Genomic DNA, 13642 nt, shown 5'->3' with positions numbered 1-13642 from the left:
TTCGGTATCAATCATTTGGCCATTGGGGTGCCTGATGAATTGAATAAAGAGGGCGCAATCATGAATCGTTCAATTTTTTATATCGGCACCGCACTCAGCGCGCTGTCTGTTTCAGCCTGTTCGCCTGCGATGCAGGAACCGTTGAGCGCAACCACTGCGCCAGTTGCAGTCATAGCCGAGACAAATGCTACTGCCACAATCTCTGCGCCCGCAATCGAATATACCGAATGGATGCTGGATAATGGCTTGCGCGTGATTGCGCTGCAAGATGATACCACTTCCACCGTCACCACATCGATGTGGTACGATATCGGTAGCAAGCTCGACCCCGAGGGGCGCAGCGGTTTTGCGCATTTGTTTGAACATATCCTCAGTCGCAAGACCGAGAATATGCCGTATAATATGATTTACGGCCTGACTGCCGATATCGGCGGCACGCGCAACGCCTCCAACAGCCCCGACCGCACCAATTATTACGAGCAGGTTCCCGCCGAATATCTAGAAGCGATGCTGTGGACACATAAGGAACGCATGGCTTTGCCAGTTATCGACGAGGACGTTTTCGGCAAGGAACGCGATGTCGTGAAAGAGGAACTGCGCCAACGTGTGCTTGCACCTCCTTATGGCCGGTTCCAGCGCTTCGTCCTCGCAGAAAATGCGTTTGATGTCCTGCCCCAGCGCCGCCCCGGTATTGGCAGTATTGAGGAGCTCGATTCGGCGACTCTCGACGATGCGCGGGCATTCTATCAGGCCTATTATGGTCCAGACACGGCCACTCTAATTATCGCCGGTAATTTTGAAATGGGTCAACTGCGCGGGCTGGTCGATGAATATTTCGCCGACATTCCGCGCCGCGCCAGCCCTGTTGATATTACCATACCCGAGCGCGAACCCGCGCGCACCGAACCGCGCTTTGTCACGGCTACCGCGCCCAATGTCCCATTGCCGCTGGTTGGCGCGACTTGGAAAGTACCCGGAGCCGCGCATCCGGACTCGGCCGCTCTTGAAGTGCTCGACATGGTAATGTCGGCTGGCGAGAACAGCCGCTTGCACAAGGCACTGGTCCGCACCGGCAAGGCCGTGCAGGCCCAGCAATTTGTGTCGCAAAGCGAGGAGGGCGGCTTCTTCGCACAATTCGCGGTGATCAATCCCACCGCTGATGCCGACGAAGTCAATGGCTTGCTTGCTGCAGAGCGCGCAAAAATCCGCGCCGAAATGGTTTCTGATGCCGAACTGGCTGAAGCCAAAAACGAAATCTTCGCCTCCAGCCTGCGCCGCCGCGAAACTGCGCGAGGTCGCGCATTCGAAATTGGTGAGGCTCTCGTGCTGACCGGCGACCCCAAGGCCGCAGACATTCGTCTGCAACGTATCGCTGGTGTTACCAAGGAGGATATCCTCCGCGTAGCTCAACAATATCTGAAGCCCGAAGCGCGCGTGGAGTTCCGCTATATTACGGGCGAGGACGATCCATCGGCCTATGCCAATCCTGCACCGTTCCCGACATTCCGCACACTGCCCGCGGCCACGGGTGAACCGCGTCAGGTAAAGCCCGATGGTGAACGCGAAGCGCCACCCGGGCCGGGTACGAAACCGACTGTGATTGCTCCATCGATTGTCGAAACGACACTCGCTAACGGTATGCAAGTCGTCGCGACGCAAACCAGTAATGTGCCAATGGCCACCATCACTGTGGTTCTGCCGGGCGGCACAGTTACCGACAGCAGGGCCAAAGCAGGCGTGGCGGAACTCGCAGCCAGCCTAGCGGATAAAGGGACGGCCGATATGTCGGCCACCGATATCGCCTCGCGGCTTGAAAGCCTCGGCGCATCGTTCAATGGCAGCGGCGGCAGCGACGGTACATATTTCAGCCTGACTGCGCCTGTTGCGACAATCGATGAGGCTGGCGAAATCATGGCCAGCGTCTTGTCGAGCGCGTCCTATCCCGAAGAAGAATTCGCACGCGAGCGTAAGCGCACGATCGACGGCTTGCAGGTGTCGCTGAAAGATCCGGGCGCTTTGGCCGGATTTGTCGCTGCACCGGTGATGTATGGCGATGCGCCCTATGGCACGATTGCGACGACTACCAGCATTGGTGCAATCGAAGCATCAGATCTGGTAGCACACCGCGAAACCTATTGGCATCCTTCGCTCGCCAAAGTGATTGTCAGCGGCGGGATGGCTCCCGATGCGGCAACCGCCCTGGTCGGCGACTTGCTCGGCGACTGGACTGTGGAGGGTGCGCCGCCAACTCTGGTTGCCGATCCTGATGGAACAGTGCCCGGACCGCGCACCGTTGTGATCGATATGCCCGATGCTGGTCAGGCAGCGGTAATTGCTGGCGTTCGCGCCGTATCACGCGGCGATGACCGCTATTATGATCTAATGCTGGCCAATGCCGTATTAGGCGGCGGATCAAGCGGGCGTCTGTTCGATGAAGTGCGCACGAAACGGGCCCTCAGCTACGGCGCTTACAGCGGTTTTGCCTCGCGAGCGGGAGAATCGATCCTGAGCGCCAGCGCGCAGACAAAGAATGAAACCGCCGCAGAAGTAGCGGAGATTTTCCTCAATGAGTTTGCCCGCCTCGGGACAGAGCCATTGGCTGCTGATCTGCTGGAAAAACGCCGCCTGTATTTGGGCGGCAGCTATGCGCGGGCGCTCGAAACCAGTTCCGGTTTTAACAGCATTGTTGCTGGCTTGATGCAGCAAGGTATTGAACCGGCTGAGGCAGCCCGTCTGGCAGAGCGCCTGTCAGCGGTCAGTCCCGAAGCTGCGTCAGCTGTGGCTGCCGAACTGGTCGATCCGTCCAAGGCAACGATCATCATTGTGGGCGATTCAAAGCAGTTCCTCGACAAATTGCGCGAATTGCGGCCCAATGTCGAAGTCATCTCAGCCGATGATCTCGACCTGTCGAGCGCCGATCTGGGCGCTGTCGAGTAAATGGAATTGTGGGCTCCGGCTTAGGCTGGGGCCTCCAACCAAACTGGCGTTACGTTTGGCGATGGATTTGCCAGCCTCCGCTGGCACTTGGGCATTTGCTAGGCCGACTGGCTCTCGCTCGCTTGTCGCGCCCACATCTCGGCATAGAGGCCGCGTTTCGTCAGCAGCGCTGTATGGTTTCCGCGTTCCGCCAGCGTTCCATGGTCAAGCACCAGAATTTCATGAGCATCGGCGATTGTCGAAAGGCGGTGGGCGATGGAAATGGTTGTGCGATGCTCGGCTATCCGGTGCAATGTCCGCAGAATGTCTTGCTCGGTGCGGGTGTCGAGCGCGCTGGTCGCTTCGTCCAACATCAGGATCGGCGGGTCTTTCACTAAAGTCCGGGCAATAGCGACGCGTTGCTTCTCACCTCCTGATAGCTTCAGGCCGCGTTCGCCAACTTCGGTTTCGAAACCTTTGGGAAGCTGCTCGATAAAGGGCAGAATTGACGCATCGCGTGCAGCGGCCAGCACCTCATTTTCGTCCGCGCCTGCTTTGCCGTAGGCAACATTATAGCCGATCGTGTCATTAAACAGCACGGTGTCCTGCGGGACGATGCCAATGGCTGCGCGCACCGATGCTTGGGTAACTTGGGATATATCCTGCCCGTCGATCAATATCCGGCCCGAGGCTGGATCATAAAAGCGGAACAGCAGGCGTGCGATGGTCGATTTGCCTGCGCCCGAGGGGCCGACAATCGCGACATTCTTACCGGCAGGAACTTCAAAGCTGAGACCGTGGAGGATAGTCCGGTCGGGCTCGTACCCGAACACGACATTGTCGAATACAACCGTAGGTTGGCGGATGATCAAGGCGGGGGCGCCGGGCAAATCCTCGACTTCGACTGAAGTGTCCATCAGGCGGAACATCTCTGCCATATCGATCAGACCTTGGCGGATGGTCCGATAAACCCAGCCAAGCAGATCAAGCGGACGAAACAGCTGCATCAGATAAGTGTTCACGAACACCAAATCGCCGACGGTCAGCTCGCCCTTGCTCCAGCCCCATACGGTATAGGCCATCGCGCCGGCCATCAGCCCGTTGGTGATGAGCGATTGGGTGATGTTGAGCAGGCCAAGCGAGTTCTCGCTCTTAACTGCCGCCTCGGCATAGGCGCTGGTGGCGGAGGAATAGCGTTTTTCCTCTCGCGATTCGGCACCGAAATATTTGACCGTCTCGTAATTGAGCAGCGAATCGACAGCGCGGTCGAGTGCGCGGCCATCAAGGTCGTTCATCTCTTTACGCAATTTGGTGCGCCATTCGGTGATCCAGCGGGTGACCGCGATATAGCTGACCACAGTGATTGCAGTCGCTGCGACGAGCTCCCAACCGAAATTGATATAGAAGATGATGCCGACCGCTGTCAGTTCGATGAACGTCGGGGCGATGTTAAACAGCAGAAAATACAGCATCGAATCGATGCTCTTGGTCCCGCGTTCGATGGTCTTTGTCACCTCGCCCGTGCGGCGCGACAGGTGGAAGCGGAGGCTGAGCCTGTGAAGCCGGTGGAAAACGTCCTCCGCCAATTGCCGGGTCGCGTCCTGTCCGACCCGTTCGAAAGTAATATTTCGCAGATTGTCGAATACCAGACTGGTGAAGCGGCCAAGGACAAAGGCCACAACCAAGGCCAGCGGTACCAAAAATGCCTCCTGCGAACCGTTGGTCATGGCATCAACGGCATTCTTATAGGCGAATGGCAGTGACAATATCGTCGCCTTCGCTGCGAGTACGAAGAATATCGCAATCACAATCCGCCGCTTTAACGCAGGATTATCTTTGGGCCACAGATAGGGGAGGAACCGCTTTAGCGTGCTCCAGCTGTCGTGGTCGGCGGGTGTGGGGGTGGCTGCGTCAGGTGGCATCGCCGTCTATGTGGTGGCGCGCGGCATGTTTGGCAATGCGCGCCGCCGCATCGATGCGGTGTCGTGCGAAAATTCGGTCAAAGCCGCGTTGGGCGAAATTTCTTCCTTACGCCTCCACTCGATTTACCTGATCTGATGGCTCCGGACGGCATATCGAACAGCACGGTACGCGTGGCAAAATCAATCGCAACCCGGTCAAACAGCCGCAAGTCGCGCATCCCGAGGATCAGGGCAGGGCGCTTATCCAGCCCGAGCGCTGCAAAAGCGGGGCTATCCGCAAAGGTAATCGGCATATTGGTCAGCTGCATCTGCTTGATCCTCAGCGACTTTGCCAGATGACGGTCGCCCTCAATCTGGACGCCGTTTACATCGGTCGAGCTTACCTCTGTCATATTGCGGGTGCGCAGGCGCCGCTGAAGCTTGCGATTGCCGAAACTGCTTTGGGCGCCTGTGTCGAGCACCACGGCGGTTCGCACACCGTCAATCTCTGCGCTGGTAATAATCAGACGGCCTAGCCGGTGGCGCGCACGCACGATAATCTCATAACCATTATCGCCGCCCAACGCTTTTGAATCATTGACTGCGATGGTGCCGTCGCGAAAATCGATCATCACCCGCAAATCTTGCAAGCTATCGAGCCCGAGAATGCCGTCGGCTCCCACATTGCGGGCCTCCAGCATGGGCGCTGAAATATCGTCGATCACCCGTTGGGCGAATTCCAGGCCGTTCAATTCGACTAACTGCACCAATCTTCTGCTGCCCATTCCCACAACGGTAGCGGATCCCGCTGGCGCCAAGTTCAACTGCTCGGTCAATCCGCGGGTGACCACCGTTGCCTGCGCGCCGGTATCGATCATGAAGCGAAAAGGACCTTGTCCCTCAATCGTGACCGGCACGGTCATCCTCTCGTAATAGTCGGTTTCGCTGGTCAATACTTCGTCGGAAGGATCGTCAACCGATGCAAACTCGTCGATGACGGTGGGCTGGGCATTGCCGGTGGCCGGACTGGCATCTGGCATGGCGGCCAAAGGGGGGGGCACCTGCGCTGCGATCAGTGCTGCTGCCCAATAGGTCCAAATTGACATTGCCGGTCTCCGTTCCATGCCTAAAGCTTACCATATATGGCAGCGGCAGCCTAATTCGGCAGGTAGTACGTTACGCTGGAAGCGGCATTGCGGCTGTCGCTGGTTTCGGTTTGCGCAGCATCGCCCAAGTCTCATACAGAATGTTTCGCCACCCTAGCCACAGCGCCGCGACATATGTCAGCGCGCCGAGGGGAACCAGAATCAGCAATAGCAATGGAGGCGCGATTTCAGGCGCCATCGTGCCGAGCGCAAATTTCATCGCGGTAACCGCAAGCGCCATTACCCCGCTGGCAAGCATGACAGGCAGCAACTGTTTGAGCAGATCAGCCAACCGGACATTGATTGCTGGCAAGGTCAGGGCAAAGGTCGCAATGACCAGCAAAGGCGCGGCAACCCACCATGCGTGGACCAGCCCCATCGGGCCGTTCGCGATGCCGAATAGGAAGCACGTGGGAAACAGCACCGCGCCGATCGCGCTTGTAGTGACATATATGCGGGGGCGGCCAATCGCATTTGTGGCCGGCGCGCAAACTATCTGCATCGCAAAGAACGGCATGGCCAAGGCGAGACCGGCAATGATGGGTATCATCTCGGCCCATTTTTCCCCGCCAATTGTGAGGATGGCCGCTTCTGCAGTCAGGGCGAGGCCGACATATATCGGTGCGGTTACCAGTAGCACCGTACGCAAGGTGCGGATGAAGAACGGGCCGAGCGGCCGCCCGGCTTTGTGCAATTCTGCATAGGCGGGGTAGGCGACTTCATTAATTGGCGGAAGGAACCGCCCCGTAACTACCAAGGCAAGGAATAGTGCCTCTGCATAGATGCCCAACTCATGCGTCGTGAAACTGCGGCCCGCGACAAAGATGTCGCTCTGACTCTGTACGATCCACAGCAGCTGACACAGGGTCAACGCGCCGCCGAACGAGAGTATGTCGCCCGCGCCGCGAAAATCAAAACTTGGCCAGACTAACAAGCGAGCCGAGATCGTCAGGCCGAGCGCCCTTACACCAGCCATTGCCATCGGCGCATAGACTAGCGCCCAAACGCCAAACCCAATCCATGCAAGGCCAAGCGCGGTTGTTGCACCGACTATAGCGCACAATAGGTTGACGAGGCCCTGACTGCGAAATTCTATCCGGCGGGCAAGCAGCGCGGAGGGCAGGGCGATAAAAGGGGTGGCGAGGAATATGAGAGCTTGAACCTTAAGCATCGCTTCTACTTCGGGCTGTCCATAATAGACGGCCGCAGCGGGAGCGAGCAGGAACTGGGCCAGCGCGATCCCGGCATTTGCGAGGATAAGCATGCCGAACACTTGACTGATTCGGCGGTCATCCACGTCATCAGTCTGGATCAGCGATGCCGCGAAGGAGTAGCCGTTGAGAAAATTGAGCGCTGCAAGCACCGCCTGCGTCATCGCAAACAGGCCGTAATCACTCGGGTCGAGGATGCGGAAAACCGCGATAGTAGAGGTCCAGGTGATAATCTGTGCAATAACCTGACTGCCCCAACGCCACGCGACTGCACTGCGCACGCGCGCAGCGAATCCCGAATCATCAGGTGCAATGAAGGCTCTCTCTTTCGTCACAAGCAGTCCATTAGCCGGCAAAAGTGAACAATCCGCCAAAGTGAATCGCCGATTCACCATCGATTTCGTAGGCTTAGGCGGCCGGACGAGGGGGGATTCTTGCCAAATCAGCAGGCTGGCAGACTTGAATGCCCCACTAAGGAGCCCATTTGGCTTTTAAGAGATGGTCAGGAATGGCGGAATTCTGGGGTTTTTTGCGCCTTTCAAAATCTTTTGAAAGAAAATTACAAAAAGCCGTTGACCAGAATCAGAGTCGCCAGTAGAAGCCATCTCACCAACACGGAGCGGACGGAAACGCCCCGCCGAGTTGGTCGCCAATATAAACGGACAACCGGCCCCCGGTTCTAAATCGGGGAACCTTTGTTGTCCGCCTTTTGTATTGTGTGGCTCTTTGACATTGTTAGTTTTTGATGAAGGGACATGTGGGCGACGGCGCCAGGTCCAAGGGCTTTAAGGCCTTGGATACCTGTTAAATTAAGTCGATGCCAATTTCCTCTGCAAACTTAGGTTTGTGGTGGATCTAACATGTCCTAATGTATCCATAAAATACGTTTGACAAGTGCAGGTATCGGCTCCTTAAATTCGGGCTTATCGGTTTGCTACCTTCGGGTGGTGCTGATTTGTTCGTGACACAAACTTGAGAGTTTGATCCTGGCTCAGAACGAACGCTGGCGGCATGCCTAACACATGCAAGTCGAACGAAGCCTTCGGGCTTAGTGGCGCACGGGTGCGTAACGCGTGGGAACCTACCATCAGGTTCGGGATAACAGTTGGAAACGACTGCTAATACCGGATAATGTCTTCGGACCAAAGATTTATCGCCTTTTGATGGGCCCGCGTTAGATTAGCTAGTTGGTGAGGTAACTGCTCACCAAGGCGACGATCTATAGCTGGTCTGAGAGGATGATCAGCCACACTGGGACTGAGACACGGCCCAGACTCCTACGGGAGGCAGCAGTGGGGAATATTGGACAATGGGCGAAAGCCTGATCCAGCAATGCCGCGTGAGTGATGAAGGCCTTAGGGTTGTAAAGCTCTTTTACTAGGGATGATAATGACAGTACCTAGAGAATAAGTTCCGGCTAACTCCGTGCCAGCAGCCGCGGTAATACGGAGGGAACTAGCGTTGTTCGGAATTACTGGGCGTAAAGCGCGCGTAGGCGGCTTTTTAAGTCAGAGGTGAAATCCCAGGGCTCAACCCTGGAACTGCCTTTGAAACTGGAAAGCTAGAATATTGGAGAGGTAAGTGGAATTCCGAGTGTAGAGGTGAAATTCGTAGATATTCGGAAGAACACCAGTGGCGAAGGCGACTTACTGGACAATTATTGACGCTGAGGTGCGAAAGCGTGGGGAGCAAACAGGATTAGATACCCTGGTAGTCCACGCCGTAAACGATGATAACTAGTTGTTCGGGCACTTGGTGCCTGAGTGACGCAGCTAACGCATTAAGTTATCCGCCTGGGGAGTACGGTCGCAAGATTAAAACTCAAAGGAATTGACGGGGGCCTGCACAAGCGGTGGAGCATGTGGTTTAATTCGAAGCAACGCGCAGAACCTTACCAGCTTTTGACATCCTAATCGCGGTTTAGAGAGATCTTTACCTTCAGTTCGGCTGGATTAGTGACAGGTGCTGCATGGCTGTCGTCAGCTCGTGTCGTGAGATGTTGGGTTAAGTCCCGCAACGAGCGCAACCCTCATCCTTAGTTGCCATCATTTAGTTGGGCACTTTAAGGAAACTGCCGGTGATAAGCCGGAGGAAGGTGGGGATGACGTCAAGTCCTCATGGCCCTTACAAGCTGGGCTACACACGTGCTACAATGGCGATGACAGTGAGCAGCTAACCCGCGAGGGCAAGCTAATCTCTAAAAGTCGTCTCAGTTCGGATTGTTCTCTGCAACTCGAGAGCATGAAGGCGGAATCGCTAGTAATCGCGGATCAGCATGCCGCGGTGAATACGTTCCCAGGCCTTGTACACACCGCCCGTCACACCATGGGAGTTGGATTCACTCGAAGGCGTTGAGCTAACCGGTTTACCGGAGGCAGGCGACCACAGTGGGTTTAGCGACTGGGGTGAAGTCGTAACAAGGTAGCCGTAGGGGAACCTGCGGCTGGATCACCTCCTTTCTAAGGATTTTTACGAAAGCGTCAGGGCTTGCCTCTGAAAGTGCTTCGTACATTCCAAAGAACATTGCCGTCGTCCTCATGTCCTTTCATCACTGGAGATCAACACTGGGTAATACCCCTTTGTTGTGACGCCTGAGCTGGCTCACGCCGCCTGCGGCATGCCCATTTCGCAAGATTTGGGCAGGCTAGCATGTGGTTATGGGCCGGTAGCTCAGTTGGTTAGAGCGCACCCCTGATAAGGGTGAGGTCGGAGGTTCGAATCCTCCTCGGCCCACCATTTCTACAGCAGGTTATGCCGCAAATCTAAAGGGGCCTTAGCTCAGCTGGGAGAGCACCTGCTTTGCAAGCAGGGGGTCATCGGTTCGATCCCGATAGGCTCCACCAGATTTGCCGCTTCGCGATTATCCGCTGAAGCAACCAAATTTCTCCAGAGATGAAACGAAAACTAATCCGGCTTCGGCCGGTTAGCGATCATTTGGATCGCGATCTTTGACATTGTGAATGGGTTTTTAATCGATGCCGTGGCGCATAGCGTTACAGGTGTGGGTGTATGCTTTTGCATATTCTTACGTCTGAGCGATATGCATCACAAATTAGATGTAAAAATCTGGCTGAGATATCTTCCGCATTATCATTAAGACGTTCAAGTTTTATGCAAGCTTGTCGTTGATGGTGTGGATTCTCAAGCGTGAGGTAAGAGCATTTGGTGGATGCCTTGGCACATACAGGCGATGAAGGACGTGGCACGCTGCGATAAGCGTCGGGGAGTTGTGAGCAAACTTTGATCCGGCGATTTCCGAATGGGGAAACCCACCTTCACCATTTCTTTTCGAATTCCTTCGGGGTTTCGGAACGAGGTGGATAAGGTATTACCGAGTTGAATATATAGACTTGGTGAAGCGAACCCGGGGAACTGAAACATCTCAGTACCTGGAGGAAAAGACATCAACCGAGATTCCGTTAGTAGTGGCGAGCGAACGCGGACCAGGCCAATGCCTTTGTATAAATTAGCAAAACTCTCTGGAAAGTGAGACCATAGTGGGTGACAGTCCCGTATGCGAAAGTGATTACAAAGGATTCGAGTAGGGCGGAACACGTGAAATTCTGTCTGAACATGGGGGGACCACCCTCCAAGCCTAAATACTCGTATGTGACCGATAGTGAACAAGTACCGTGAGGGAAAGGTGAAAAGCACCCCGATTAGGGGAGTGAAATAGTACCTGAAACCGAATGCTTACAAGCAGTTGGAGCCCCTTTGGGGGGTGACAGCGTACCTCTTGCATAATGGGTCAGTGACTTAATCTAACATGCAAGCTTAAGCCGTTAGGTGTATGCGTAGCGAAAGCGAGTCTGAATAGGGCGACTGAGTATGTTGGATTAGACCCGAAACCCGGCGATCTAGGCATGACCAGGTTGAAGGTGCGGTAACACGCACTGGAGGACCGAACCGTTGCATGTTGAAAAATGCTCGGATGAGTTGTGTTTAGGGGTGAAAGGCCAATCAAGCCGGGAAATAGCTGGTTCTCCGCGAAATCTATTGAGGTAGAGCGTTGGATGTATGCCGATGGGGGTAGAGCACTGGATGGGCTAGGGCTGCGCGAGCGGTACCAAACCTAACCAAACTCCGAATACCATCGAGTCTTGTCCAGCAGACAGACGGCGGGTGCTAAGGTCCGTCGTCAAAAGGGAAACAGCCCTAACCTACAGCTAAGGTCCCCAAGTCATATCTAAGTGGGAAAGCATGTGGGAATCCCAAAACAACCAGGAGGTTGGCTTAGAAGCAGCCATCCTTTAAAGAAAGCGTAACAGCTCACTGGTCTAAATAAGGGTTCCTGCGGCGAAGATGTAACGGGGCTAAAGATATGCACCGAAGCTTAGGGTTCAGAATTTATTCTGAGCGGTAGCGGAGCGTTCCGTAAGCGGATGAAGCCGAAGGGTAACCGACGGTGGACGTATCGGAAGTGCGAATGCTGACATGAGTAGCGATAAAAAGGGTGAGATACCCTTTCGCCGAAAGACCAAGGGTTCCTACGCAATGCTAATCAGCGTAGGGTAAGCCGGCCCCTAAGACGAGCCCGAAGGGGGTAGTCGATGGGAACCACGTTAATATTCGTGGGCCTGAAGATGTGTGACGGATCGTGGAAGTTGTGTGCTCTTATTGGATTGAGTGCGCAGCCAAGCGGTTCCAGGAAATAGCCTCTTCATATAGACCGTACCCGAAACCGACACAGGTGGTCAGGTAGAGTATACCAAGGCGCTTGAGAGAAGTATCCTGAAGGAACTCGGCAAATTGCCTCCGTACCTTCGGAAGAAGGAGGCCCTGATTCGAGGCAACTCTTATCAGGGGGCACAGGCCAGGGGGTAGCGACTGTTTATCAAAAACACAGGACTCTGCTAAGTCGGCTTCAAGACGACGTATAGGGTCTGACGCCTGCCCGGTGCTTGAAGGTTAAGAGGAGGAGTGCAAGCTCCGAATTGAAGCCCAAGTAAACGGCGGCCGTAACTATAACGGTCCTAAGGTAGCGAAATTCCTTGTCGGGTAAGTTCCGACCTGCACGAATGGCGTAACGACTTCCCCACTGTCTCCAGGATATGCTCAGCGAAATTGAATTCTCCGTGAAGATGCGGAGTACCCGCGGTTAGACGGAAAGACCCCGTGCACCTTTACTGCAGCTTTAGAGTGGTATTGGGAAAGAACTGTGTAGAATAGGTGGGAGGCTTTGAAACTTGGGCGCCAGTCCGAGTGGAGCCAACCTGTGAAATACCACCCTGTTGTTTTCTAATATCTAACCTAGATCCGTTATCCGGATCAGGGACCCTCTATGGCGGGTAGTTTGACTGGGGCGGTCGCCTCCTAAAGAGTAACGGAGGCGCGCGATGGTAGGCTCAGGACGGTTGGAAACCGTCTGCGAGAGTGCAATGGCATAAGCCTGCCTGACTGCGAGACTGACGAGTCGAGCAGAGACGAAAGTCGGTCATAGTGATCCGGTGGTCCCTCGTGGAAGGGCCATCGCTCAACGGATAAAAGGTACGCCGGGGATAACAGGCTGATGATTCCCAAGAGCTCATATCGACGGAATCGTTTGGCACCTCGATGTCGGCTCATCACATCCTGGGGCTGGAGCAGGTCCCAAGGGTTTGGCTGTTCGCCAATTAAAGTGGTACGTGAGCTGGGTTCAGAACGTCGCGAGACAGTTTGGTCCCTATCTGCCGTGGGCGTCGATACTTGAAAGGAGTTGCCCCTAGTACGAGAGGACCGGGGTGAACATACCTCTGGTGTACCAGTCATTCCGCCAGGAGTGCCGCTGGGTAGCTATGTATGGACGGGATAACCGCTGAAAGCATCTAAGCGGGAAGCCTCCCTTAAGATAAGGTATCTTCGAGTCGTAGTAGACCACTACGTTGATAGGCTGGGTGTGGAAGTGCAGTAATGCATGGAGCTAACCAGTCCTAATAACTCTGATCGCGCTTGATGAATCCCACCATCAACGTCAGGTTTGTACTTAGTACAACTTGCTGTTGGTGTCGGAAGACATCCAGCCAGATCTTTGACGCCTAAATACGTATCGTATCGATTAAAAACCCGCACACCCGCCTGCTTCATTGCTTGGTGACCATAGCGTCTGTGACCCACCCGATCCCATCTCGAACTCGGCCGTGAAACCAGACTGCGCCGATGGTACTACCGCTTAAGCGTTGGAAGAGTAGGTCGTCGCCAGGCATTGTAGCCGGCGGGTATGCGCGGTAAAAACCCATTCATAAGTCAAAGGGCTGACCCCACAAGGGCAGCCCTTTTGGCGTTTCTGCAGCTGTCGTTGTAGTTTGCGTCATAAATTGGTGACGCGGGGTGGAGCAGTCCGGTAGCTCGTCAGGCTCATAACCTGAAGGTCGTTGGTTCAAATCCAACCCCCGCAACCATAAAAATCAATCACTTACCTATGTTCAAACCTTGGCGCAAATGTGCTGTGTCCGCGTGGTGTCCGCACTTGTAGAGTTTGATCTTAACAAAG

4 protein-coding genes, 3 tRNA genes and 3 rRNA genes are annotated in these 13642 nt (G+C 55.0%); 7 read left to right on the top strand and 3 right to left on the bottom strand.

Going from position 1 to position 13642, the window contains the following annotated elements; all coding sequences use genetic code 11:
* Window positions 1-60 precede the first annotated feature (60 nt).
* Window positions 61-2937 (top strand): M16 family metallopeptidase, encoded by a 2877-nt coding sequence (locus GRI36_RS13335; protein ID WP_235902282.1) that lies wholly within the window; start codon window positions 61-63, stop codon window positions 2935-2937.
* Window positions 2938-3035: 98 nt separating this feature from the next.
* Here GRI36_RS13335 and GRI36_RS13330 read toward each other — a convergent pair whose 3' ends face one another.
* From GRI36_RS13330 to GRI36_RS13320, 3 genes are all read right to left on the bottom strand, one after another.
* Window positions 3036-4838 carry an ABCB family ABC transporter ATP-binding protein/permease gene (locus GRI36_RS13330; RefSeq protein ID WP_160598895.1) on the bottom strand — a complete coding sequence of 601 codons (1803 nt, stop codon included), beginning with the start codon at window positions 4836-4838 and terminating at the stop codon, window positions 3036-3038.
* Window positions 4839-4915: 77 nt separating this feature from the next.
* Complete coding sequence (locus GRI36_RS13325) at window positions 4916-5923, bottom strand: retroviral-like aspartic protease family protein (protein ID WP_160598894.1); 1008 nt, start codon at window positions 5921-5923, stop codon at window positions 4916-4918.
* A 70-nt stretch (window positions 5924-5993) separates the two neighbouring features.
* Window positions 5994-7508: a lipopolysaccharide biosynthesis protein gene (locus GRI36_RS13320; protein ID WP_328598400.1), complete on the bottom strand. Its 1515-nt coding sequence runs from the start codon at window positions 7506-7508 to the stop codon at window positions 5994-5996.
* A gap of 633 nt (window positions 7509-8141) precedes the next feature.
* Between GRI36_RS13320 and GRI36_RS13315 the strand changes: the two genes are divergently transcribed.
* From GRI36_RS13315 to GRI36_RS13290, 6 genes are all read left to right on the top strand, one after another.
* Window positions 8142-9632 (top strand): 16S ribosomal RNA (locus GRI36_RS13315).
* A gap of 200 nt (window positions 9633-9832) precedes the next feature.
* Window positions 9833-9909 (top strand) — tRNA-Ile (locus tag GRI36_RS13310).
* A gap of 31 nt (window positions 9910-9940) precedes the next feature.
* A tRNA-Ala gene (locus GRI36_RS13305) sits at window positions 9941-10016 on the top strand.
* A gap of 299 nt (window positions 10017-10315) precedes the next feature.
* A 23S ribosomal RNA gene (locus GRI36_RS13300) occupies window positions 10316-13106 on the top strand.
* A gap of 132 nt (window positions 13107-13238) precedes the next feature.
* A 5S ribosomal RNA gene (gene rrf, locus GRI36_RS13295) occupies window positions 13239-13353 on the top strand.
* The 16S, 23S and 5S rRNA genes sit together here with 3 tRNA genes alongside, the layout of an rRNA operon.
* 120 nt (window positions 13354-13473) lie before the next feature.
* Window positions 13474-13550, top strand: a tRNA-Met gene (locus GRI36_RS13290).
* The last annotated feature ends 92 nt before the right edge of the window (window positions 13551-13642 follow it).

Origin of the sequence: Pontixanthobacter gangjinensis, assembly GCF_009827545.1 — a bacterium.
GTDB classification, from domain to species: Bacteria; Pseudomonadota; Alphaproteobacteria; order Sphingomonadales; family Sphingomonadaceae; genus Pontixanthobacter; species Pontixanthobacter gangjinensis.
Note: the sequence above shows the minus strand (reverse complement) of the source record. Positions and strands in the feature narration are given on the sequence as shown.

Excerpts from the sequence above, each read along its gene's own strand:
- GRI36_RS13335 (WP_235902282.1), top strand. The coding sequence starts at position 61 with ATGAATCGTTCAATTTTTTATATCGGCACCGCACTCAGCGCGCTGTCT.
- GRI36_RS13330 (WP_160598895.1), bottom strand. The coding sequence starts at position 4,838 with ATGCCACCTGACGCAGCCACCCCCACACCCGCCGACCACGACAGCTGG.
- GRI36_RS13325 (WP_160598894.1), bottom strand. The coding sequence starts at position 5,923 with ATGTCAATTTGGACCTATTGGGCAGCAGCACTGATCGCAGCGCAGGTG.